The sequence below is a fragment of the Sediminibacterium soli genome (genome assembly GCF_009939225.1).
In the GTDB taxonomy this organism is placed as follows: domain Bacteria; phylum Bacteroidota; class Bacteroidia; order Chitinophagales; family Chitinophagaceae; genus Sediminibacterium; species Sediminibacterium soli.
In genome coordinates this window covers 181,565-205,668 of record NZ_JAACJR010000008.1, presented here as the reverse complement: position 1 = coordinate 205,668, position 24,104 = coordinate 181,565, and the positions used below count along the sequence as shown (strand labels likewise).

Sequence of the window (24,104 nt, the reverse complement as noted above, 5' to 3'; positions counted from 1 at the left end):
GAATTTTGACTTTTCCTTCTCATGCGCCTGACTGCCTTTCTTTCCCGTTTTGCTTTTATCTGTAACCTGCTGTTTGTGGTATGCCTGCTGATACAGCATACACGCGACTTTATACAGAACGACGCCATCAGCGGGGTCATCATTGTGCTGGGCTGGTTTCCGGTAGCGCCTTTACTGAATCTTTTTGTCTGCATATTGTACCTGACAAGGGCGTTGCGCAAATTACCCCTGGGTGTGAGGCCCTGGCTGGTAACGGTTAACATACTTTTTTTTGCTGCGCAAATACTCGTTCATCTCATACTTGTTTAAATGATACACGATATCCTGAAAAGTAAGTCCACCAAGCTCTTCCTTGGTATCTCCGCTTTTTTCGTAGCCAACGCGCTGATCGCCGAATGTATCGGCGGCAAGATATTCTCGCTCGAGAAATTTTTTGGCTGGAAACCGGCGGATATCAGGTTGTTCGGACAGTCGGGCCTGTCCTTTAACCTGACCTGCGGCGTGCTGTTATGGCCGCTGGAGTTTATCATCACCGATATCGTCAACGAATATTACGGTCCGAAAGCGGTGCGGCGGATCAGCTATACCGCGGTGGTGCTGATCTCTTATGCTTTTATCATGTTCTATGCAGCCATGCAGATACCGCCTGCGGATTTCTGGATCGGCTCCAAAGCGGAGCAGGGAGTACCCAATATGCAATATGCATTCAGCGGTATTTTTGGCCAGGGCATGTGGATCATTTTCGGCAGCCTGACGGCATTCCTGGTAAGCCAGATCATAGATGTTACGGTGTTTCACCGGATCAAAAAAGCAACCGGAGAAAAATGGATCTGGTTACGCGCAACCGGCTCCACGCTGGTATCGCAGCTGGTAGACAGTTTTATCGTTTTGTTTATCGCATTCAAGATCGGCAACGGCTGGAGCTGGCAGCTGGTGCTGGCCATCTGCCTGGTAAACTACTGTTACAAATTCTCCATGGCCATTATTCTTACGCCGCTGATCTATTTTATTGAAAAACGGATTGAACGCTACCTTGGTAAAGAAACCGCCACAAAAATGAAGAGAGCGGCGATGGGGTTGGATAGGGAGTAGTGGGGGGATATGGTTGAATGGGTGCATGGTTACATTGTTGAAGGGGTTGTTATCACCCCGGTCATACAGCCAGCTAACAATACAGCCATTTAACAATGTAACCATGCACCCATTTAACATTCAATTCCCCCCTTCACCAACCCAATCACCACCTTATCTATAGGCAGGGTCATCGAGGCTTCCGAGAGTTCACTCCAGGGAACCCACCTGAACACTTCGCTTTCGCCGCCGGGGTCGGCTACCTGGTGCGGCGCAAAATCGAATAAGGCCGTTTTGGTTTCGAGCGCGAGCGGGGAGACCGCTCGAACATGGTAGTAAATGGATATGATCTGGTCTTTTCTGTTGAACGCGGATATCTGGAAAAAATCGGTGGTATAGAGATGGTCGCCGATTTCCACTTCCAGCCCGGTCTCTTCCATGAATTCTCTTTTCAGGCAATCCCTTGTGCCTTCCCCGAATTCAAGTCCGCCGCCGGGCAGTTTGGTGAAGTATTCGCCCCGGATGAATTCATCACTCACCAGTAATCTTTTTTGTTCGTCGAACAGTAAACCGTATACCCTTACATTGAACAAAGCCATATCAGAACCATTTTTTCTTCATGAAATACCAGCTGATGAAAAGCGAAAGTCCGATTGAAAGGATCACCGGTATGTAAAACGCATGGTTAGAGCGCTGGAAGGGGATGTCTACGTTCATGCCGTAGATACTGGTGACAAGGATAGGTAAGGAAAGTATCAGCGTAATGGAGGTCAGCCTTTTCATCACGTTGTTCAGGTTATTGCTGATGATGCTGGCAAACGCGTCCATGGTGCTGCTGAGGATATTGGTATAGATATTTGCCATTTCAAGCGCCTGGCTGGTATCAACGATCAGGTCCTGCAGAAATTCCCTTTCCTCCTCGTTCAGTCCGAGAAAATTGGTTCTCTCCAGCTTCATCATCAGCATTTCGTTGCTGCGCAGCGCCGTTACAAAATATACCAGGCTTTTCTGTATGCGCATCAGGTGCAGCAGGTCTTCGTTGCTGTTGCTGCTGTACAGGCTGGTTTCGTACTGGTTGCGGCGGTGATTGATCTCTTTCAGGAATTCCATGAAATTCTGCACCACTTTCTCAAATACCTTCAGGATCATCATATTCTTTTTATCGGGATGACGTTTCTGAAAGGAATTCAGGAATTTCTTGATGGCGCCGTTATCAAAAGAGTTAACGGTAACGATCTGGGTATGCGTAAGGATGATACAGATGGGGATGGTGATATAATACGCGTCGCTGTCGTTGAAAGAATTGTTCTCGGTGGGGGTTTTGATGACCACGAACTTCACATTGTCTTCGGTCTCATAACGCGGCCGCTCGTCAATATCCAGCGAGTCGCGGAGAAATTCGATCGGTATATCCAGTTGTTTGCCCAGTTCAATGAATTCCTCTTCCCTGAAAGGCGGCACCAGGTTTACCCAAACGCCGCTGTCGGGCCTGTCTATCTCTATTGTTTGTCCTTCTATATTCCTGAAGTACTGGATCATGGAAAAGGTTTAGGAAGTGTACGAACCACCGAGTACAGGTCAGAAATGCGACCGTACTGCCTGCTTCGTAAACCGTACTTATATGTTGATGATTCCTTTATACACAAAAGTGGCCGGTCCGCATAACCAGATGTTCTCGAAGCGCTGTTCGCCGGTCTTGTCAAATTCAACGGCCAGGTTCCCGCCCTTTGTCTTCACCTCCACGCGGTTAAAACCGTTGTCGTTATGCGCAAATACCAGCGCCGCTGCCGTTACCCCCGTGCCGCAGCTGAAGGTTTCGTCTTCCACACCGCGTTCATAGGTGCGTACGATGATACGGTCTCCGTGGTTCTCCACAAAATTCACGTTGATGCCTGCTTCCTGGTAGTCTTTGCTGTAACGGATGCCCCTGCCTTCCTCAAAAACATCCAGCCCCATTACATCCGGTACGGATTTTACATAGTGCGGCGATCCCGTATCGAGCACGGCATCTCCATGGCGGTTTTCGATGGTGTGCACGTTTTTCATTTTCAGGTTGATCCAACCGTGATCGGCCATCGCTGCCTCGTGTTCTCCGTCCACGGCCAGGAAACGGAATTTGTCCTGGTGCATGCCCATATCGTAGGCAAATTTCGTCAGGCATCTCCCGCCGTTGCCGCACATACTGCTTTCGCGCCCGTCGGCATTGTAGTAAACCATCTCGAAATCATAACCCGGCAGGGTCTGCAGCAGCATCAGTCCGTCTGCGCCGATGCCGAAACGGCGGTCGCAGAGGTGTTTAACCTGGTTAACGGTGAGTTCGATATCTCCCTTGCGGTTATCGATGATCACAAAATCGTTGCCGGTGCCCTGGTATTTGTAGAAAGTGATTGTCATGTGTATTACCCGTTTCCCTGCTCACCCGCGTGGTTGATGCGCAAAGCTGTTTGAAGCGAATTTCTGAAATTATTTGATACCGGCGATAATGCCCAGGCTTTTGACGATCAGGTCTTCCACCGCTTTGGTACCGTCTTTACTGAAATTCCGGTGAATGCGGTTGGCCACGATGGCGCTGAGACTGAGGCAATGGTGTGCCAGTAATTTACCCAGACCATATATACCGCTGGTTTCCATTTCAAAATTGGTGATGCGGTAACTGCCGTAGCGGAAACTGGTAAGCTGGTCGATGAATTCAGGATACACCAGCGGCAGGCGCAATACCCGGCCCTGCGGACCGTAGAATCCCGGACAGGTAACCGTAATACCATGATGAAACCCCTCCACAAAATATTTCTGCACAGAAGCGCCGGCAGAAGCAATATAGGGTGCAGCCAGTCCGGCATTTATCCGGGTGTGCCTGTTAAATGCGTGAAGTATCTCCGCTTCTTCGTCGTTGTTCTGCACGCGGTAAAAATTCAGCAGGTTGTCGATGCCCAGCCCGTGCGTACTCGCCACATAACTGTCAACCGGCACATCGGCCTGCAGCGATCCGGATGTGCCGATGCGGATAATGGTCAGATGCGTTGGCCGGGGTTTGATGGTGCGCGAGGCAAAATCGATATTGGCCAGCGCATCCAGTTCGTTCAGCACGATGTCTATATTGTCTGTTCCGATACCGGTTGATACAACGGTGAGGCGCTTTGCGCCGATATACCCTGTATGGGAAACGAACTCGCGGTGACTGCGGGTGATCTCCGCCGAATCGAAATGTTTGCTGACTTCTTTCACGCGGTCGGGATCGCCTACGGTGATGATGGTGGAAGCCAGTTCTTCGGGTCTCAGGTCAAGATGGTACACCGCGCCGCGCGCATTGATGATGAGTTCACTTTCTGCAATTCTGTCCATATAATTGTATTGGCAGCAAATCTCGTGTTTTCGGATTTAGAATTTTAAAATTCGGCTGTTTGCTTTATTTTCGCGGTCCTTTCGGAAAGGTCCTGTGGCCGAGGGGTTAGGCAGAGCTCTGCAAAAGCTTCCACACCAGTTCGAATCTGGTCGGGACCTCCCAACCAAGGATCGCATAGCCGCGATCCTTTCTTATTTCTTACCCGTATTGATTCCGCACCCGCCGCCACGAAATTGCAACGATCCCGGCTACATTTTATTGCCACACAGGTGGTTCAACTACAAGCCTTGTAGTGATAGTCTTGGTTCTTTACCGCTAATTCACCGGGCTATTTCACCCGTTATTTAACGTTTAAACACATATTTACATTAACGAACTGTATTATTTTGTATAGTATAATATATTTATTTTCAATTAAATAGAAATCAATTTATCCCTTGGGAATTAGAGCCATCTTAGAAACACATTAAAGATTTGGGTATCCCTAAAAAATGTTAAAAAAAATTTTGAGACACAGGGGTTTTTGCTACATTTGTAGTATAATATCTACATAGCATACCGATGCCTGTAGGGGAAGTGGTTGATCTGTCGCGTAAATATCCTTTGAAAAAACATCCGTACATCCAATAACGGCTTTTACCATTGATTCAAATTTTACGTTCGACATGGATCTGAAATTTTACACCAAAACGAAATCCGCCTCATCGTTTTCTGTGCTTAAATTATTTGCAGTGCTGGGTATCATCGTACTCGCTTCGCAGGCATCTGCCCAGACAGCCGGATCCGGATTGCATTTTCTTTACCAGTCGTCTGCACCGGGCGTGAGGAACTCGGTGATCATTCCCGACAATGGTTCACTGAACATCAGCAGCAATATCACACTGGAAGCATGGGTTAAATTTTCTGTTACCTCGGGCAAGCAGGATGTGATCTCCAAATCTTCTTACTCTACCAACAACGGTTATATCTTTCCAAGAACCGACGACGGCTGGAGACACCTTCGTTTCATGCTGTATGTAAACACCGAGTGGAAAATACTGGAAGTAAATTACGGAACCGACAAAGCCAATCAGTGGCACCACCTGGCGGCTACCTATGATGGCTTCTATATGCGCATATTCATCGATGGCGTGCTGGCAGGTTCGCTGGCGGCATCCGGAAACATCAAAGTAAACACCAACCCGGTTACACTGGGCAACCAGACGGGTTATACCAACGAATATTTCACCGGTTCTTTAGATGAGGTGCGTATCTGGAACCGCGCGCTGTCAGCCTGTGAGATCAGCAACAGCAAGGATTGTGAACTGTCCGGATCCGAAACAGGTCTGGCCGCCTATTATAAATTCAACCAGGGCCAGGTCGGTGTTGCCAATGCACTCGAGACAACGGCGTACGATGCCAGTCCGAACGGCAACAACGGTACACTCAACGGATTCCTGCTTACAGGTCTTACCTCCAACTGGACCACCGGCGCGGTAACCACCGGCAGCCAGTGCGGCGCCTATGTTCCCGTACAGGCAACAGCCGGCAGTCTGTCTGCCGCCGTAGCGGTTGGCGATAACATCAACCTTACCGCATCGGGCGGCGACAGCTACGCATGGGTGGGTCCCAACGGTTTTACTTCCACCGCCCAGAACGCAGTGGTAACAAGTGCTTCGCTGGCTTCTGCCGGTATTTATACGGTTACGGTTACCAGGAATGGCTGCAGCGCCTCGGCAAGTACAACCATCGCCGTGGCCGACAGGGCCAAAGCGCTTTTGTTTGACGGTGTGGATGACGAGATCAGGATAGCCAACAGCGCCAGCCTGAACAGCAACAGCTTTACGCTGGAAACCTGGATGTTTCCTACCAGCGCTTCGCCGGCTATGCAGTCGGTGGTGTCAAAAGCAACCGTATCGCCCGACAAAGGTTTTATTTTCCCGCGCACAGACGACGGCTGGATGAACTGCGCCGTATGGCTTACCGTGAACGGTGTATGGCAATCATACGCAGTGCCTTTCCCCGGGTTGAACAAATGGACGCATGTTGCGACAACTTACGACGGCTTTGATCTCCGCATCTATATCAATGGCCTGCTTGTTAAATCGGAAAACCTTCCGGGCAACGTGAACTGGAGCAGTGCAGACATGATACTCGGTGGCCAGCCCGGCTATGTACAGCATTACAAAGGCAAGCTTGATGAAATGCGTATCTGGAACAGGGCACTCTCTCAGTGCGAACTTCAGAACAATATCACCTGTGAACTGAACGGCGCCAACAATGGTCTTGCCGGACTGACCGGTCTCTCAGCGTATTACCGTTTTAACCAGGGACTTCAGGATATCAACAATACCGGCCAGACAACACTGGTTGACTCCAGCGGTTATGCCAACAACGGAACCCTGTTTAATTTCGATCTCAACAGCCTGCTCTCCAACTGGACCAGCGGCGGTTCTGTAAACAATGCAACCTGCACACCCTTCCAGGCAACTGCCGTAACGATCGGCAGCAATGGCCCGGTGGTGGAAGTGGGACAGCCTATTCAGTTAACCGTATCCGGCGGCACTTCCTGGAGCTGGACAGGCCCCAACGGTTTTACTTCCATCGAGCAGAATCCCGTGATCAGCAACAGCACCACGGCTATGAGCGGTCTGTACTCGGTTGCCGTTACCGGTAACGGATGTACCACCACCGCCAATACCAGGCTGCAGGTGGCATTCAAGGCATACAGCCTGCATTTCGATGGCGTGAACGACCAGATAACCGTTCCCAACGCTTCTTCACTGAACATGAATACGCAGCTTTCGCTCGAAGCCTGGCTGTATCCCACTGACAATACAAGGGCTATTCAGGATGTAATGTCTAAATCATCCCTGAGCGCCAACAACGGTTATATCTTCCCGAGAACCGACAATGCATGGTCGTCTTATACCTTCTACCTGCATGTAAACGGACAGTGGAACATACTGGCCGCCCCTTATCCCGGCCTGAACCAGTGGCACCATGTGGCCGCCACCTATGATGGTTATTATATGCGTATCTATCTTGATGGCGTACTGAGCGCATCAAAAGAAGTGTACGGTACCATCACACAGAACACCAACGACCTGGTGCTGGGTCAGCAACCCGGATTCACCGAATACTACCGCGGTTATGTAGATGAGGCCCGCATATGGAACAGGGCGCTCAGCCAGTGCGAGATCATCAACAACATGAAATGTGAGCTGATCCCCGCACAGCAGTCCAACCTCGTGGCCTACTATAAATTCAACCAGGGCTTTGGCGATGCCGACAATAGCTCCATCACCCAACTGGTTGATGCCACCGCCCAGGCAAACCACGGATTGCTGCAGAATTTTGCGTTGCAGGGGCTGGCGTCTAACTGGGCTACCTACTATTCTACCGAGAAGGGAAGCGGTACCTGCGTTTTGTATAGCGAGCCTCCTGTTATCGCACAGGCCAACGGCGCCAATTTTGCCGTTGGAAGTACGATCAAACTGTTCAGCAACGGCGGAACACAATATTTCTGGAACGGACCAAATAATTTCAGCGCAACCGGCCAGACGGTTTCCGTAAACAATGCGCAGCTGCCTTCTTCGGGCACGTATACCGTTACCGTTCCGTTCGTGAACTGCGTGGTGAACAAGAGTGTTCGTGTAAATGTGACCAATATTGCACCGATTGCTGCCAGCGGACCGCTCAGTTTCTGTCCTTCCGGTTCTGTAACATTGACCAACCCCAACACCGGTAGCGCTTACCAGTGGTTCCGCAACGATACCCTGATAGAAGGCGCAACCGCCATTTCCTATACGGCCACGCAATCGGGCAGGTATGCCATCGGCGTAACCAACAGCGGTAAAGTAACCATTTCCGAAGGTGTAACGGTAACGGTGGAAGACCGTGTTGCACCGGTGCCGGTGCTGACACAACTGCCCACACTTAACCTGGTATCACCCGCAACAGTGACCGTATTCCCAACGGCAACCGACGATTGCGCCGGTACCATCACCGCAACCACAGTGAGCCCGCTTACCTATGCCAACGCCGGTACCTATACCATTCTCTGGAAATACGACGATGGTCATGGCAACACCGCAACCCAGGGTCAGAATGTGGTGGTTACCCGTCCGGTTGACGTACTGCCTCCCGTAATCACGGTTCCCGCACCGGTTACGCTGAGTGCAACGGCCTGTGCTGCCGTGGCGAATTTTACCGCAACGGCAACCGATGACTCCGGCGATCCGGTAACCATCACCTACAGCCAGAACCCCGGCACCCAGTTCCCCATCGGAAACACAACGGTTACGGTAACGGCAAAAGATGTCACCGGCAATACCGCTGCCGCTACGTTTGTTGTAACGGTGGCAGACAACACCGCTCCGGTGCTCGTGCTTCCTGCAGATATCGTTGCCAATACCGGCACCGGCATCAATGTGGGTGTGGCCACCGCCACAGACAACTGTGGTGTGCCCGTTGTAACACATGGCACCATCCCTGCGGTATTCCCGCTGGGCGTAACCAGCATTGTCTGGACTGCAACCGATGCTGCCGGAAATACAGCTTCCGGTATTCAGAAAGTAACGGTCAACGATATAACCGGCCCCGTACTGAACGGCGTACCGGCCAATACCATCGCTAACTGCGGTGTATTGCCATCGGTGCCAACCGTAACGGCCACAGATAATTTTGATCCGGCTCCTGTTGTTACCATGACAGAGTCTGTAAACGGCAATACAGTAACACGTACCTGGAAAGCCGTAGACGCAAGCAACAACAGCACCTACGGCAGCCAGGTGATTACGGTGATACCCGTACCGGCCGCACCGGTTGTAAGTGTTGCAGATAATTGCGGAGGTTCGGTGCTGACCGCCACCGGTACCAACCTGGTATGGAGCACCGGCGCCACTGCCAGTTCCATCAGCGTAGTGAATGCCGGCACCTTTACCGTTACACAAACCGTTGACGGTTGTACCAGTGCTGCCGCTTCTGCGGTGGCTGCCCCGAAAGCCATCCCCGCCCCTCCGGCGGTGGCGGTGAGCGATAACTGCGGCAGTTCCCTGCTCACCGCAGCAGGTTCAGGCCTGGTATGGAGCACCGGCGCTGCCACTGCTGCCATTACAGTGAACGCGGGTACCTATACAGTGACACAGTCGGTCAACAACTGCACAAGCGCCCCTGCATCGGTGGTGGCCGCGCCAAAAGCCGTACCGGCTGCACCCATGGTTACCGTTGTCAGCAATTGCGGCAGCACCGTATTGTCAACAGCCGCTGCCGGCGAACTGGCCTGGAGCAATGGCGCCACAACAGCATCTATCACGGTAACTGCCAACGGTGCCTACCAGGTAACCGCAACGGTGAACGGTTGTATATCGCCTGCTGCCGTAACCAATGTAACCATTGCCACACCGGTGGTACTTCCTGCGATAACCGGTAACACGGCTGTGCGGGCGGGTTCAACCACCCAGTTGGCCAATACGGTTTCAGGCGGTGTGTGGAGCAGCGACAATGCCGATATCGCAACGGTAAATGCGAGCGGACTGGTAACCGGCGTCACAGCAGGCAACACAGCGATCAATTATACGGTAACCACACAGCAGGGCTGCACCACAACGGTTTCGGTAACGATTACCGTCAGTCCGGCCTGTATTGCACCTGTATTGAGTGCAGATAATGTAACAGCAAAAACACCTGCCGGTGCAACAGGCTGCAATGCACCTGTAACTTATCCGGTAAACATAACGGCAGATCCTGCCGCGTCAGCCATAACCTATACATTCAGCGGTGCCACCACAGGCAGCGGTAACGGAACAGGCAGCGGCGCGGTGTTTAATACAGGCGTTACCACCGTGGTGGTAAAAGCTGTAAATGCCTGCGGTTCTGCCACCACAACATTTACCGTAACGCTGACTGACGGAACAGCGCCTGTACCCAATGTGGCCACACTGCCCGTTATTACCGGCCAGTGTTCGGTAAGCCTGGCTGCGGGCACAGCCTGCGATTGTGCAGACTACGCTTACCAGTACAGGAGCGTCGTAAGCATGCTCATATCTTATCTTGGCGATTACTACGGATGGTCTTCCGACGACGACTATAGCTGCACACACAGCACCGAGCCCGCAAATGCACCGAAGGCCACGGATAACTGTAAGGGAACCATTGTTGGTACCACAACCGATCCGCTTACCTATACAGCGCAGGGCACGTATGTGATCCACTGGAAATACGACGATGGTAACGGCAATACCACCATCCAGGAACAGACCGTTATCGTAAAAGACGATGCCAAACCCACGATCAGCGATGTGGCTGATATCACCGTCGCCTGCGGTTCTTCAACAGATCCTTCCGTAACGGGTCGCCCTGTTGCCAGCGATGCCTGCAGCGCCGTTACGACCACCTATACCGATGTGGTAAACGGCAGCCAGATCACACGTACCTGGAAAGCAACCGATGCTGCGGGTAACTACAGTACGTCGGTACAGATCATTACCGTGGTACCTGCCTTTAGCGTAAGCGTGTCTTCTGTGCCAACCAGCAGTACCTATACCGGCGGGGCTTCTACCAACCTGTACCTCGGCTATGGCGCACAAAGCACTAAGCTGCAGGTAGGCCAGCTGCCTTCTGCGGGTGCTCCCTACAGCTATGCATGGAGCGGCAGTGCGGTAAACAAACTGAATTCAACCAGCAGCGCCGCGCCTACGTTTACGCCTTCTGCGGCAGGTAGCTACACTTTTGTGGTAACAGCCACCAATAAGTACGGATGCACTGCAACAAGTTATATCACCATCTGTGTAACCGATATCCGCGTACCGGGCAGCAACGGTAAGAAAGTGTATATCTGCCACAGAACATCGAGCAAGAAGAACCCGACCGTAACCATAGAAGTGTCCATCAATGCGGTTCCTGCGCACCTGGTGCATGGCAACTGTGGCAAGGGTGATGAAGACGACAGGCTGGGCAGCTGCGACCAGGCGCCATGCGGCACCACATCGGCGGCTTTTGCCTCAACCGGTACCACGCAGGGCTCGGTAACAACAGAAGGCGCCATGGTTACAAAAGAAGCCGTTACCATCGCCGCGGAACCGGAAACATTGAAAGTACTGGTGATGCCGAATCCGAGCACTACCTATTTCACGCTGAAATTCAACAGTGCCAGCCAGGCGCCGCTGAACCTGCGTGTGATGGACGGAACAGGCAGGGTGGTCGATGCAAAATCGCAGATCGGTGCCAACAGCACGCTGCAGATAGGACACAACTATACCAGCGGAACCTATTACGCAGAGATCATACAGGGCACACAACGCCAGGTGATACAGCTGATCAAAGCCAAAGGATAATACCGATTACTTTATACCCCCGGGGCCGTTCGAGAGAACGGCCTTTTTTATATGCGCCAATCAAAATATTTCAATTTTTTTTTCGTTTTAGTGTAAAAATTGTATCATTATCCCCGAAACATTGTAGCAGCAACAGGATTTTGCCGTTTTTATTTGTCAGACAATACACCGGCGATCTGCTTCAGCTGTCACTGTTTCAGGGGTATAACACCAGGTTTCAACAGCGGAACGGGAGGTTGTATCTGATCCAAAATCCAACACTTATGAGAAAAGTTCTACACGGAACATTTTTATCGGCTCAGCTACACCTGCCGTCCCGGGCAGCTTTATTCCCCAGTTACAGTACCACCTGCCTCCCGAGGCGCACATCAAACGCCATTGCTTTGCCGCGAGGTTATTGTAAACACCGATAAAAATCCCCCCGTTATGAAGATCCTAATCGCTGATGATCACACAATCGTAAGAGAAGGCATTAAGTTATTGCTGATGGAAGCCCTGCCGGGCGCCGAAGTGGTGGATGTGGTGGATTCCGCCAGTCTGCTCAAACTCGTTTACAAGGAAAAATGGGATGTCATCATTACCGATATCTCCATGCCCCCCGGCGATTCGGGTCTTGAAGCCGTTAAGAAGATCAAAGAGTACAGTCCTTCAACCCCCGTGATCGTTTTCAGCATGCATTCGCCCGACCAGTATGCGGTCCGCGCCATGCGTGCGGGCGCTGCCGGCTATCTTACCAAGAGTGCGGCTGCGCTTGAACTGGTGAACGCCGTCAAACAGGTAAAATCGGGCAAGCGTTATATCAGCGATGATGTGGCCATTGCACTGGCCAGCGCCTTTGATAAAAAAGGGATGGACCGATCTATCGAAAGCCTGTCCGACAGGGAGCTCGAGGTGTTCAAACTGCTGGCAGTGGGTAAGTCCGTATCGGAGATCGCCCATGAGCTGATCCTGAGCATCAATACCATCAATACTTTCCGGGGGCGCTTACTCGACAAACTCAATTTCCAGAACAATATGCAGCTGATCCGTTTTGCGGTCGACAACCGGCTTGTATAACGCAGGGCAGTAATCGAATTGTAGATGATCAACTACGCAAAAAACCGTATTAACTACGGTTTTTTGCGCTTGTAACTATGGTTTAGCTCGGGTGCATGTAGTTTCTTTACCTTAAAATTTGCTTAAGAAGGGAGCGGATACGCGTTTATTTCCAGATCCTTAACTGTTAAACCCTGTTGATTTATGAGAATTCTGATTGCTGACGATCATACGATCGTGCGGGAAGGTATTAAAATGCTGCTCATCGAAGCCTATCCTTTTTCTGAAATAGTAGACGTATCCAATTCACAGGATCTGTTGCGGCTGGCCACTTCCGAAAAATGGGATGTGATCATTTCGGATATATCGATGCCGCCCGGCGACTCGGGTCTGGAAGTGGTAAAAAAGATCAAGATGCATTCTCCCACCACACCCGTGCTCATGCTCAGCATGCATTCGCCCGAGCAGTATGCTGTAAGGGCGATGCAGTCCGGCGCCTCGGGTTACCTCACAAAAGGGGCCGCTACCTTTGAACTGGTGAACGCGGTCAACCAGGTGCTTTCCGGAAAAAAATACCTGACACCCGAAGTGGTGAACGTACTTGCCGATGCTTTCGAAACCAATAATGGCACCAAAAGCCGGCAACATCTCTCCGAACGCGAATTTGAAGTGTTTAAAATGCTCGCCGGCGGTAAAACCATATCGGAGATCGCCAAGGAACTCAGTCTCAGCGCCAATACCATCAGTACCTTCCGGTCAAGGATATTCGAGAAAATGAGCTTTCACAATAACCTGGAGCTGATCAAATACGCCATCGATCATAAGATTGTCTGATGCCCCGGCCATGCTTTTGCATGGTTTCAGTGTATATATTTGTGGTAATCCCGAAACATGATTGTTGACCACACATCCGGCGGCAACAGGTATAAGACGATTTTTGAACACTCCCTGCATGCGATCTTTATCAAGCTTCCCGACGGAGCGGTGATCGAATCGAATGCGGCGGCCCTGCGCATGTTCGGTTATACTGCCGGTGAGTTTCAGCGCCTGCGGATCCAGGACCTGGTTATTTTTCCCGACACCGTCATTCCGGAAAACCTGCTTAACAAACCCGTTCCCGTTGCCGTTACGGCCATCGCCAGGAACGGCCAGCGCTTCGCCTGCTGGTATTCATCCCTGTCTTTTGCCGATGAAAACGGCGGAACCTGTATTTGCTGTATGCTGGCCGATATCACCGGCAGCTGGCAGCACAGCGGGCAGCTGCTGCGCGAAAAGGATTTATCCGATACCATCATCAACAGTCTGCCCGGCATCTTCTACCTGTTCAACACCGAGGGCAGGTTTATCCGGTGGAACAAAAATTTTGAGACCGTATCCGGGTATACTCCGGAAGAGATCGCGCGGATGCATCCGCTTGATTTTTTTGGCAGCGCAGACAAAGCGCTGATCGCGGAGCGCGTAGAGGAAGTGTTTGTAAAAGGCAGGTCAGATGCGGAAGCTTCTTTTCTTACCAAAGACGGCCGGCAGGTGCCGCATTACTTCAGCGGAACCGCCATTGAATTCGAAAACCAGGTATGCCTGATCGGAATGGGTATCGACATCACCTTACGGGTGCAGGCCGAGCAGGGCATCCGGGAAAGAAACGAACGTTTTCACATTGTGGCAAAAGCCACCAACGACAATATATGGGACTGGAACCTGCTGACCAACGAAGTGACCCGTGAAGGAAAAAAACTGGAGGAATGGTACGGGTATACTTCCTGGCAACCCGCTGAAGTGGATAAATACTGGAACCTGCTGGCGCATCCCGACGACTGGCCGCGGGTAACCGCCCGGCGCAGGGCCATTTTTGCGGATCCTTCGAGGAGCTATTGGGAAGACGAATACCGGTTTAAAAAAAGCGACGGCGAATATGCCTATGTATACGACCGCGGATACATTCTGCGCGATACCGAGGGCCGTGCCGTTCGCATGATCGGCGCTTCGCAGGATATTACCGGCAGGAAAAAAGACGAGGAGGAACTGAAAGAAAAAAACAAAGAACTGAAGCGTTTGTCTGTGTACCTGCAGAACGTACGCGAGGAAGAAAGAAAATACATGGCCAGGGAAGTGCACGACGAACTGGGGCAGCTGGCATCGGCGCTGAAGATAGATCTTGACTGGCTTACGCTTCGTATATCCAGTTCGGAAGAAACCATGCGCAACCGGCTCAGCCATGCGCGGAAAACGGTGGAAGTGCTGATCGATTCGGTCCGCAAAATGGCGTATAGCCTGCGGCCCAGCATACTGGATGATTTCGGACTCAATGCCGCACTGAAATCCTATTGCCGCGAATTCGAGCGCCTGAGCGGATGCGAATGCGTTTTTTCTGCCACGCTGGACGAAGCGGAACTGGATATGCATACCCGAACCGAGCTGTTCCGGATAGGGCAGGAGTCGCTTACCAATGTGATGCGGCACGCGCATGCCACCAGGGTAACCGTAAGCACTTATGAAGAGAACGGGATGTACTGCCTCAAGATCACCGACAATGGCAGGGGTTTTGATACCAGCCAGTTCAGCCAAACACTGGGACTGGTGGGTTTACGGGAACGCGTGGGATCGCTGAACGGAAAGCTTTTGCTGGAGAGCGGCATAGGGAGGGGAACCGAGATACGCGTGGAGATTCCCAGGCAGTCATAACAACGCAGGGTCTGAACTACAGGAGGAAACATGATGAAGATACTTATTGCAGACGATCATACCATTGTCAGGGAAGGCATCAGGATGCTGCTGGCAGATGCCTATCCCGCGGCCGAGATCACCGATGTGGCCGATGCTGCCGAGCTTGTAAGAAAGGCATCGAAACAGAAATGGGACGTGGTGGTATGCGATATCTCCATGCCCCCCGGCGATTCGGGACTGGAAGCGCTGAAGCAGATCAGGGAATACGCGCCCGCCACCCCCGTTATCGTGCTCAGCATGTACACGACCGAACAGTACGCCCTGCGCGCCATCAGGGCAGGCGCTTCGGGCTATCTTACCAAAGACGCGGCCACTTTTGAACTGGTAACGGCGGTAAAGACCGTGCTGTCGGGGAAAAGATACCTTAGTTCCGAAGTGGCGGGCATACTGGCAGACGCTTTTGCCGATGCAGCCACCGGCTACTCGGTAAAGAACCTGACCGATCGCGAATTCGAGGTGTTCAGGTTGCTGGCAGCAGGCAAATCGATATCGGATATTGCCAAACAACTTATTTTAAGTGTGAACACGATCAGCACATTCCGCGCCCGTATTTTTGAAAAAATGGGCTTTCAGAACAATACAGAATTAATCCGTTTTGCTATCGACAATAAATTGATTTAACCAAACTGCTATTTGAAAGGATATGAGCATCCATCCCCCCCAACCGGTAAACGAAATGAACCGGGTTATTGAATTATCGGAACTTGATCTTGATTATTTGTCTTTGCAGGACAGTTTTAAGGACCTCACGCGACTGGCAGCGAAAATTGCCGGCACGGAAATCTCGCTGGTGAACCTGATCGATTCGTTTACGCAATGGACGGTCTCCAATCACGGTATGGAATCAGACCCCATGCCGCGCGAGGAATCGATATGCAATTACACCGTGAATGCCAAAGACCATTTCGAGGTAAAGGACCTTGCTGTGGACCAGCGCTTCGAGCACAAGGATTATGTAACCGGTAAACTGGGGCTCCGGTATTATTTCGGCATTCCGCTGCAAACGCCATCGGGTAATAACCTCGGCGCACTGTGCGTGCTGGACAGAAACGACGGAAAGGAACTCTCCCCCGAAAAGCAGGAGCTGCTGCGCATCATCGCCGGTGAGATCGTAACCAGGCTGCTGACCATGAAAGCCCTGCAGGATCTGCGCAGCAACCTGCGCGAATCCAATGAGGCAAAGAAAAAAGTGGCGCACGATATACGCGGACCGCTGGGCGGTATCATCGGACTGGCCAATATCATCAGCCAGCAGGGTAATGCCAATAAGATGGAGGACGTGCTGGATTTCATCAACCTGATTCAGAAAAGCAGCCGCTCGCTGCTGGAACTGGCGGAAGACATTCTTGGTGCGGAAAAAAAATCGCAACAGCCGGCACCGAGGGGCAGCGAGGGCGAGTATACGCTTGCTGTTTTTAAAACCAAACTCATACAGCTGTACGGGCCGCAGGCGGTAAATAAGCAGCTGGATTTTGAAGTGACGGCTACACCGGAGAGCGAATCCGTGCCTTTTGTCAGGAACAAACTGCTGCAGATTGCCGGTAACCTTATTTCCAACGCGATGAAATTCACGCCCGCAGGCGGAAAGATAACCGTGCTGCTTGACCTGCGACCGGGAAAAACAGAAAACCTGCTTGTCATGAAGGTATCCGATACCGGCGTGGGCATGTCGCCCGAAAGCGTAACCTGCCTCTTCGACGGCAATGTTTCGTCAACCAACGGCACCGCCGGAGAGCAGGGGTATGGTTTTGGCCTGTCGCTGGTAAAACACCTGGTGGCGAGTATGAAAGGAACCCTGTCCGTACGGTCTGAACCTGACAAGGGAACGGAATTTGCTATCGAATTACCCATGAGACGCGTGTAGCTGCGTATAGCGGCGGGATCTACGCAACGTAGTGATAATACTACATTGCATGCCTTAATATTATGGGCTGGTTACCGGTATTTATCGTCATAACCGTTGGCAATCCCTACTTTTTTTAAACATAACAAGCTATTGGGCATACAGTCCGGATGGTGTCAATTTGTTGGGTATTAACTGTTTCAGTTATACCCGAACCAAACCCATGCTGTATTGTATGTTGTACAAATCCCTTGTCATCAACGACGATCCCCTGTCGATGATGATCACCCGTAAACTGATCGACATCGCCACATTTTCAAAAGAAACGGTTTCGGCGGTCAACGGGGAGGATGCACTGACGTATTTCGATTCGTTTGTTTCGGGCAACAGCTCCAGTCCGGTGCCGGAGTTTATCTTCCTGGATCTGTCGATGCCGGTAATGGACGGGTGGGGTTTTCTGGAAGTGTTCTCAAGCAAATACGCCAGCCTGTTTCCCCATGTAAAAGTGGCGATCACTTCTGCGTTCCTGGATAACAATGACCTGCTCAGGCTCGAAAAATATGCGATGGTGATCGGGTATTTTCCCCCGCCCATCTGCCTGGAAAAACTTGCCGATATCAAGGAAAAATTAGCCGGGTTCTTCAGCCACAAACGTCTGGAAGCAGTGGCCTGAGTAAGGTACTATCAGGATCTTTTCTGCCAGGTAAAATAGAAGGTGCTGCCGGTTCCTTTTTCGGAATTCACCCATATCGTTCCTCCCTGTTCTTCCACGATCACTTTCAAAAGGTTTAGTCCTACGCCCGTAGCGCTGTCTTTGTGTGTTTCGTTATCCGTGGTCTCAAATATCTTGAAAATGCGGTCCTGGTCCTGTTTAATGATGCCCGGTCCGTTGTCTTTTACATGAAACTGGTAACGGTTGTCTTTTTCGGCAACGCCGATCTCGATCATGGCTTCGGTCTTGTCGTTGTATTTTACCGCGTTGGAAATAAGGTTCTGGAATACCTGCTGCAACTTGATCTTTTTTGTGAACATGCGCGGCAGCGCCGGATCGACCGTAACCCGGAAATGTCCGGGTATGCGCAGCAATTCCACCGTTTCCTTAACCAGGGCATGGGTATCCACTTCTTCCATGGTTTGCTGTGAAGCACTTTGCCTGGAATATTCGAGTATCGAATTGATCATGCCGATCAGGCGGTCGGATGCCTGCGCAATAATGCCCGCCTGGTCATCCAGGTCAGCATGTTCCTTTATACGGGTGTCTGACAGCAGCAGGTCTGCGATCATACGCATCGAGGCCAGCGGCGATTTGAGGTCGTGCGAAACAATGTACATAAACCGCTCCAGCTGTTTGTTGATCTGTGCCACCTCATCAAGCGCCTGCGAAAGCCGGAACTGTGCAAAGTACAGCCGTTCAAACACGTTCACCTTGGCCCTGGTGATGTTTACATCAAGCGGTTTGTGGAGGTAGTCAACCGCGCCTTCTTCAAAACCCTTCAGCATGTACTTCTCTTCCTTGCTGATGGCCGTCACGAAAATGATGGAGATATCTTTTGTTCTGGAATTGGATTTGAGAATATGCGCCACTTCAAAACCGTCCATATCGGGCATCTGCACATCAAGCAGTATCAGACCGAGGTTGTCTGTTTTCAACGCCTGTTTCAGCGCTTCGTTGCCCGAGCCGGCCCTGATAAAATGCCTGCCCGGCTGATCGAGGATCTCTTCGAGCGACAATATATTCTCAGGCCTGTCGTCTACGATCAGGATGGTAAATGCATGTGAGTTCCCGGGCTGCATGGCCAGTATACGTGTTTAAGCTTTGTAATTCAGTATGCAAGGTACTATTTGTATGGGTTCCAATACCATTGCCGACGGATTTTGATCGATGGCCGCTTTTGGCATGGCATCGTACTGGGCCGTACCCGGTGCCTGCACGATGGCTTTTCCCCCTTTTGCCAGAACGGCCTGCAGGCCGTCGGCCCCATCGCGGTTGGCGCCGCTCAGCAATACAGCCAGCATACGGCTGCCATACACGCCTGCAAAACTCTCAAAACTTGCATCGATGGCAGGACGGCTGTAATGAATGGGTTCTGAATAGTCGAGCACAAAACTATGATCCGATTCGGCCAGGAGATGATAATTCTGCGGAGCAAGGTAGATCCGTCCCGGCCGGATGGACTGCTTGTCTTCCGGTTCCACCACCAAATGTTTGCCTGTTTTTTTCGACAGCAGTTCATCGAGTACGCTGGGCGTATTCTTCAGACGGTGCACTACCAGCACCAGAGGTATCTCAAAATCGGGAGGCAGCCGTTCGAGTATGTCTATGATCAGGTCCAGGCTGCCGGCCGAGCCGCCGATCAGTACGATATCGAATGGATAGGATGGCATATCAGTTTTTCCGCCGGTAGATCTTGGTGCCGGTTTGCACTTCCCCGAATGTACCGGAAATATCGCTGAACCGTACCGATTCCTTCATGCCCAGCGACAGGAAACCGAGCGGGCTCAGGCTTTCGTTAAAAAGATTCAGTACGCGGTTCTGCAGGTCCCGGTTAAAATAGATCAGCACATTCCGGCAGCTGATCAGCTGAAATTCCTGGAAAGCCTGATCCGAAACCAGGTTATGCTGCGAGAACAGGATCTTTTTGCGCAGTTCGCCGTGGATGATGGCATGGTCGTACATGGCGGTATAATAATCGGCGAACTCCTGGTTGCCGCCTGACTGCTGGTAGTTGGCCGTGTACTCGCGCATACTGCGCAGCGGCAAAATGCCTTTGCGGGCTTTGTCGAGGTTGGCGGGATTGATATCGGTGGCATGCAGCTGTGTGCGCTCCAGCAACCCGTATTCCTGCAGCAGGATGCACATGGAAAAAACCTCTTCGCCGCTGGAGCAGCCCGCGTGCCATATTTTGATGATGGGGTAGGAGGCAAGCACCGGCAGCACTTTCTCCCGCAGCACCCGGTAGTAGAGCGGATCGCGGAACATCTCCGTAACATTGACGGTGATCTCCGCCAGAAAATGCCGGAAACTGTGTTCGTCGTTCAGCAACCGGTACTTCAGATCGTACAGCGATCCGCAGCGCGTTTCCTGTGCAAAACGGTTGATTCTGCGCACCAGCGAAGCATACGCATACCCGCTGAAATCATAGCCATAATGCCTGGCCACCACGCGGAGTATGTCTTCGATTGCTGCTCTGTCGTCAAATTGCCAGCTGCTCATAGTTATGCGGAAAGCCAGACACGCATCAGCGATAACAGTTTCTGCGTATCCACCGGTTTGGTGATATAATCCGATGCGCCGGCAGCGATACATTTTTCCCTGTCGCCGCTCATGGCTTTCGCCGTCAGCGCAATAATGGGCAGGTGTTCGAGGTGCATGTCCTTCCTGATCCGCGTCATGGCCTCGTATCCGTCCATTTCCGGCATCATAATATCCATCAGTACGATATCGATGTCCTTGTTTGTTTTCAGCGCTTCCAGCGCTTCCCTGCCATCGGCGGCGGCGGTCACCTGCATTTCCTGTGATTCAAGCAGGTTGGAGAGCGCAAATACATTGCGCATATCATCGTCCACCACCAGCACTTTTTTACCCGAAAGACTGCCGTCGTTGATCGGCTTGTGGGCCGAGGGGGTTATGTGTTTGGTTTCCTTTACCGGTTCGTTTGCCTGCAGTTTGAACAGGAACAGTTCCAGTTCGTCTTTCAGCCGATCGTTCACAAAAGGCGATTCACGTACGATGGCATCGGACACCTTTTTCAGCATCAGTTCATCGGCCGCCGATATGTCTGTATCGAGGTAAATGATCAGGGGTATCTGTTTTTCGCGCAGCTCGTCCTGTATCTCCGACAACCTGCGTACGCCTTCGGCGATGTTCGAATCGACATCGGCGATCACACAGTCGAAACTGCTTTCGTTGATCTTTTTTCTTGCCTCGGCGATATCGGCTACCTGCTCAAACATGGTTTCGGGATGTTTCTGCCGGAACAGTTTCTCCAGACTGTCGTCTTTGAAATGCGCCGACGAAATAATCAGCACTTTACGAAGGTGCTCAACCAGGTAGGTATTGATGGTTGAGAATGCTTTTTCAAGTCCTTCTCGGTCCACCGGTTTCTTGATATAGGCCAATGCGCCCGCCGTATGCAGGCGGTTGTCGTCGAAAGCGGAAATGATGTGTACGGGAATATTCTTCAGCGCTTCATCGGCTTTCAGTATTTTCAGCAGCGACCAGCCATCGATCACCGGCAGCTGAACGTCGAGGATAATGGCATCGGGCAAATAGTTACGTGCGTACAAAAGACCTTCATCGCCTTTCAGCGCCACCAGTGTTTTGAAACCTTTTGCCCTCGCGAAGTCTTTGAGTATGGTGGCAAAATTGGCGTCGTCTTCAATGATCAGGATGGTGGGATCGCCTTTCTGTACCTGGCCCCTGTCGTCTTCCACTTTGTCCTGCTCGGTTACGTTTTCGAGCGAAACGGGTTTATCGCTGACGGTGATCTCGTCCCGCAGGGAATCTGTTGCGGAGGGTGGGGGTGCTTCATAAGTATACGGCAGTATCAGGGTAAAACTGCTTCCCTTGCCCTCTTCGCTGCTGAGTTCTATCTCGCCGCCCAGTAAACGAACCAGTTCCTTGCTGATCGACAGCCCCAACCCGGTGCCGCCGTATTGCCTGCTGGTGGAACCATCGGCCTGCTGGAATGCCTCAAAGATCAGTTGCTGCTGCGCGGGCGATATGCCGATGCCGGTATCGGTTACGCTGATACCGATACGCTGTTTGTTGAACTGGTGCCTCGGCGCAAACGATACGGTTACCGCCCCGCCCGCTGGCGTGAATTTGAATGCATTCGACAGCAGGTTCTTCAATATCTGTTCAACACGCTGTTTATCGGTGAAGATCGTGGCGGGCAGGCTGCTGTCGGTATCGATCGTATACCGGATTCCTTTTTCAGAAGCCACCACAGAGAACAACTGCGAGATATCGGTCACAACGGAATCAATACGCATTTGCTCCGGCAGTATCTCGATCTTGCCTGCTTCTATCTTGGAAAGATCCAGGATATCGTTGATCAGCTGCAGCAGGTCGGAGCCGGATTTGTGAATGATCTTTGCATACTCGATCTGCTTGTTGTTGAGGTTGCCGGGTGTATTGTCCGAAAGCAGCTTTGCCAGGATGAGCACGCTGTTCAAAGGTGTTCGCAGTTCGTGCGACATATTTGCCAGGAACTCCGATTTGTATTTGCTGGTGGCTTCCAGTTCGCGGGCTTTTACGGTGAGCGCTCTCCGGGCTTCTTCAACGATATCGTTCTTTTCCACCAGTTCGGTATTGATCTGCTTCAGCTCTTCTTCCTGTGTTTTCAGCTCTTCTTCCGATGCAAGCAGTTCCTGTGTTTGTTTGTTGAGTTCTTCGTTTGTCTGGCGAAGTTCTTCCTGCTGGCTGATCATAGCTTCCTGCTGCTCCTGCACCTGTTCAAGCAGTTGGTTGATCTTGATGCGCGACTGTCTGGTATGGATGGAGGCAGCCAGTGTACCCCTGACGGATTCCAGCAGCTGCAGCTGTCTTTCGGTGAAGGGGTTCAGGCTGCCCAGTTCGATAACACCTTTGAGGCTTTCGGCAACCCAGAGGCATACGCATACGATCTCTCCTTTGCCGCTGGTTTTGCCCAGCGCAGATTCGATACGCCAGTAGTCGAAGGGGATATCGCGGAAAATGGACATCTCGCGTTTCAATGCGGCGGAGCCCACAATGCCTTCGCCTTTTTTGAAGGCGATGCCCGCCTGTGAGGAAACGGCCACGGCCGCCATCATCTGAAGCGTTTCAGTCTCTTCCTCGTAAAGATAGATGGCCCCTGCCGGAAGTTCCATATAAGCCACCACCGAATCGATGATGTCTTTGCTCAGATCGCTTTTCCCGTCGATCGATTGAATGCCGTTGGTGATCTCCGCCACACCGCTAAGCACCCAGTTCTTGTCTTCCGCCAGTTTGTTCAAAGCCTCCATATCATCCAGGCTTTGTTTGAGTTTGTTGCCGGCGCGTATACGGCTTTTCAGCGTACTCACCACGGCATTCACCAGTACCAGCACCACCAGCAGCAATACAATGATGCCAATGACCACCACGGTTATGGTAACGTTGTTGCTTTTGTTTACGGCCTCTTCGCGGATGCTGAGCAGCCGCTGTTCTTCCGACTTTACCGTTTCGAATTGGGCGTAGACTTTCTGCAGTAATTTTTCTTCCTCGAAGATCAGCCGCGATATCCGGTCCCTTGGGGTGGAAAGCGCTATTTTACCGCTTCCTTCCCAGAAAGCCAGCAGGGTGCTGAGCGAAGCGTTCAGGTTGTTTACATTGGCAGTCTGCAGCGGATTGTCGCTGACCAGTTCTTTAAGGATTACGATATTGGCGGGAACGGTGGCCCTTCCGCGTTCATATCCTTCAATAAAATGTTCGCTGCCGGTAAACCAGAAAGTGCGCCGGCCGCCGCGCATCTGCACCACATCGTAGCGGATATCCCTGACCTTCTGCAACACCTCCACGGTATGGTGTATCCACCTGTTATCTTCCTCCTGGTCGTTTAAAGAGGTAAAGGTTACGGTGGCCACCGCAAGCACGATCAGCACGGCAAGCCCAAGACCCATATACAGTCTGAAGGAAACGTATTTGTTCATCGAATAACCGGGTTAAACTACCGGTAAGTGAAGATACTTGAAAGGGTGGAATGTGCGCGGTGAATAATGAACCGCTGCTGCAGGTTATCCAACACGGTATGAACAGCCGGAAAAGCGT

17 protein-coding genes and 1 tRNA gene are annotated in these 24,104 nt (G+C 51.6%); 10 read left to right on the top strand and 8 right to left on the bottom strand.

Annotation, left to right across the window (positions count from 1 at the left end; translation table 11 throughout):
• Window positions 1–21: 21 nt before the first annotated feature.
• The gene (locus tag GWC94_RS08110) at window positions 22–309 is read left to right on the top strand and encodes a hypothetical protein (protein ID WP_161834545.1); all 288 of its coding nucleotides are present in this window, start codon (window positions 22–24) and stop codon (window positions 307–309) included.
• Window positions 310–1,092, top strand: coding sequence for a queuosine precursor transporter (locus tag GWC94_RS08105; RefSeq protein WP_161834544.1), 783 nt, complete (start codon window positions 310–312; stop codon window positions 1,090–1,092).
• A 113-nt stretch (window positions 1,093–1,205) separates the two neighbouring features.
• Here the strand turns inward: GWC94_RS08105 and GWC94_RS08100 are convergent, their stop codons facing one another.
• From GWC94_RS08100 to GWC94_RS08085, 4 genes are all read right to left on the bottom strand, one after another.
• Complete coding sequence (locus GWC94_RS08100; protein ID WP_161834543.1) at window positions 1,206–1,670, bottom strand: NUDIX hydrolase; 465 nt, start codon at window positions 1,668–1,670, stop codon at window positions 1,206–1,208.
• A gap of 1 nt (window position 1,671) precedes the next feature.
• Window positions 1,672–2,610, bottom strand: coding sequence for a magnesium transporter CorA family protein (locus GWC94_RS08095; protein ID WP_161834542.1), 939 nt, complete (start codon window positions 2,608–2,610; stop codon window positions 1,672–1,674).
• Window positions 2,611–2,688: 78 nt separating this feature from the next.
• Window positions 2,689–3,465, bottom strand: a complete 777-nt coding sequence (gene dapF / locus GWC94_RS08090; RefSeq protein ID WP_161834541.1) for a diaminopimelate epimerase — start codon at window positions 3,463–3,465, stop codon at window positions 2,689–2,691.
• 69 nt (window positions 3,466–3,534) lie between these two features.
• The gene (locus GWC94_RS08085; RefSeq protein WP_161834540.1) at window positions 3,535–4,413 is read right to left on the bottom strand and encodes a nucleoside phosphorylase; all 879 of its coding nucleotides are present in this window, start codon (window positions 4,411–4,413) and stop codon (window positions 3,535–3,537) included.
• An 88-nt stretch (window positions 4,414–4,501) separates the two neighbouring features.
• Here GWC94_RS08085 and GWC94_RS08080 point away from each other — a divergent pair.
• From GWC94_RS08080 to GWC94_RS08045, 8 genes are all read left to right on the top strand, one after another.
• Window positions 4,502–4,572 (top strand) — tRNA-Cys (locus GWC94_RS08080).
• 507 nt (window positions 4,573–5,079) lie between these two features.
• The gene (locus GWC94_RS08075; protein ID WP_161834539.1) at window positions 5,080–11,730 is read left to right on the top strand and encodes a LamG-like jellyroll fold domain-containing protein; all 6,651 of its coding nucleotides are present in this window, start codon (window positions 5,080–5,082) and stop codon (window positions 11,728–11,730) included.
• Between the two features lie 426 nt (window positions 11,731–12,156).
• Entirely contained in the window at window positions 12,157–12,786 is a 630-nt protein-coding gene (locus GWC94_RS08070) for a response regulator (RefSeq protein ID WP_161834538.1), read from the top strand.
• Window positions 12,787–12,969: 183 nt separating this feature from the next.
• On the top strand, window positions 12,970–13,599 hold the full coding sequence (locus GWC94_RS08065; RefSeq protein ID WP_161834537.1) for a response regulator: 630 nt from the start codon (window positions 12,970–12,972) through the stop codon (window positions 13,597–13,599).
• A gap of 57 nt (window positions 13,600–13,656) precedes the next feature.
• Window positions 13,657–15,447, top strand: a complete 1,791-nt coding sequence (locus GWC94_RS08060) for a PAS domain-containing sensor histidine kinase (RefSeq protein ID WP_161834536.1) — start codon at window positions 13,657–13,659, stop codon at window positions 15,445–15,447.
• 30 nt (window positions 15,448–15,477) lie between these two features.
• On the top strand, window positions 15,478–16,110 hold the full coding sequence (locus tag GWC94_RS08055; RefSeq protein WP_235918490.1) for a response regulator: 633 nt from the start codon (window positions 15,478–15,480) through the stop codon (window positions 16,108–16,110).
• Window positions 16,111–16,132: 22 nt separating this feature from the next.
• Window positions 16,133–17,353: a GAF domain-containing sensor histidine kinase gene (locus GWC94_RS08050; protein WP_161834535.1), complete on the top strand. Its 1,221-nt coding sequence runs from the start codon at window positions 16,133–16,135 to the stop codon at window positions 17,351–17,353.
• A gap of 214 nt (window positions 17,354–17,567) precedes the next feature.
• Window positions 17,568–18,005, top strand: coding sequence for a response regulator (locus tag GWC94_RS08045; RefSeq protein ID WP_161834534.1), 438 nt, complete (start codon window positions 17,568–17,570; stop codon window positions 18,003–18,005).
• 11 nt (window positions 18,006–18,016) lie between these two features.
• Here GWC94_RS08045 and GWC94_RS08040 read toward each other — a convergent pair whose 3' ends face one another.
• The 4 genes from GWC94_RS08040 to GWC94_RS08025 are packed head-to-tail and all read right to left on the bottom strand — an operon-like array spanning window position 18,017 to window position 23,986.
• The gene (locus GWC94_RS08040; protein WP_161834533.1) at window positions 18,017–19,126 is read right to left on the bottom strand and encodes a sensor histidine kinase; all 1,110 of its coding nucleotides are present in this window, start codon (window positions 19,124–19,126) and stop codon (window positions 18,017–18,019) included.
• A gap of 15 nt (window positions 19,127–19,141) precedes the next feature.
• On the bottom strand, window positions 19,142–19,717 hold the full coding sequence (locus tag GWC94_RS08035; RefSeq protein WP_161834532.1) for a chemotaxis protein CheB: 576 nt from the start codon (window positions 19,715–19,717) through the stop codon (window positions 19,142–19,144).
• Window position 19,718: 1 nt separating this feature from the next.
• Window positions 19,719–20,546 (bottom strand): CheR family methyltransferase, encoded by an 828-nt coding sequence (locus GWC94_RS08030; RefSeq protein WP_161834531.1) that lies wholly within the window; start codon window positions 20,544–20,546, stop codon window positions 19,719–19,721.
• Between the two features lie 2 nt (window positions 20,547–20,548).
• The gene (locus GWC94_RS08025; RefSeq protein WP_161834530.1) at window positions 20,549–23,986 is read right to left on the bottom strand and encodes a response regulator; all 3,438 of its coding nucleotides are present in this window, start codon (window positions 23,984–23,986) and stop codon (window positions 20,549–20,551) included.
• Window positions 23,987–24,104: the final 118 nt, after the last annotated feature.

Bases quoted from the DNA above. Each gene is read 5' to 3' on its own strand.
- GWC94_RS08110 (WP_161834545.1), top strand. From the start codon at position 22: ATGCGCCTGACTGCCTTTCTTTCCCGTTTTGCTTTTATCTGTAACCTG.
- GWC94_RS08105 (WP_161834544.1), top strand. From the start codon at position 310: ATGATACACGATATCCTGAAAAGTAAGTCCACCAAGCTCTTCCTTGGT.
- GWC94_RS08100 (WP_161834543.1), bottom strand. From the start codon at position 1,670: ATGGCTTTGTTCAATGTAAGGGTATACGGTTTACTGTTCGACGAACAA.
- GWC94_RS08095 (WP_161834542.1), bottom strand. From the start codon at position 2,610: ATGATCCAGTACTTCAGGAATATAGAAGGACAAACAATAGAGATAGAC.
- dapF (WP_161834541.1), bottom strand. From the start codon at position 3,465: ATGACAATCACTTTCTACAAATACCAGGGCACCGGCAACGATTTTGTG.
- GWC94_RS08085 (WP_161834540.1), bottom strand. From the start codon at position 4,413: ATGGACAGAATTGCAGAAAGTGAACTCATCATCAATGCGCGCGGCGCG.
- GWC94_RS08075 (WP_161834539.1), top strand. From the start codon at position 5,080: ATGGATCTGAAATTTTACACCAAAACGAAATCCGCCTCATCGTTTTCT.
- GWC94_RS08070 (WP_161834538.1), top strand. From the start codon at position 12,157: ATGAAGATCCTAATCGCTGATGATCACACAATCGTAAGAGAAGGCATT.
- GWC94_RS08065 (WP_161834537.1), top strand. From the start codon at position 12,970: ATGAGAATTCTGATTGCTGACGATCATACGATCGTGCGGGAAGGTATT.
- GWC94_RS08060 (WP_161834536.1), top strand. From the start codon at position 13,657: ATGATTGTTGACCACACATCCGGCGGCAACAGGTATAAGACGATTTTT.
- GWC94_RS08055 (WP_235918490.1), top strand. From the start codon at position 15,478: ATGATGAAGATACTTATTGCAGACGATCATACCATTGTCAGGGAAGGC.
- GWC94_RS08050 (WP_161834535.1), top strand. From the start codon at position 16,133: ATGAGCATCCATCCCCCCCAACCGGTAAACGAAATGAACCGGGTTATT.
- GWC94_RS08045 (WP_161834534.1), top strand. From the start codon at position 17,568: ATGTTGTACAAATCCCTTGTCATCAACGACGATCCCCTGTCGATGATG.
- GWC94_RS08040 (WP_161834533.1), bottom strand. From the start codon at position 19,126: ATGCAGCCCGGGAACTCACATGCATTTACCATCCTGATCGTAGACGAC.
- GWC94_RS08035 (WP_161834532.1), bottom strand. From the start codon at position 19,717: ATGCCATCCTATCCATTCGATATCGTACTGATCGGCGGCTCGGCCGGC.
- GWC94_RS08030 (WP_161834531.1), bottom strand. From the start codon at position 20,546: ATGAGCAGCTGGCAATTTGACGACAGAGCAGCAATCGAAGACATACTC.
- GWC94_RS08025 (WP_161834530.1), bottom strand. From the start codon at position 23,986: ATGAACAAATACGTTTCCTTCAGACTGTATATGGGTCTTGGGCTTGCC.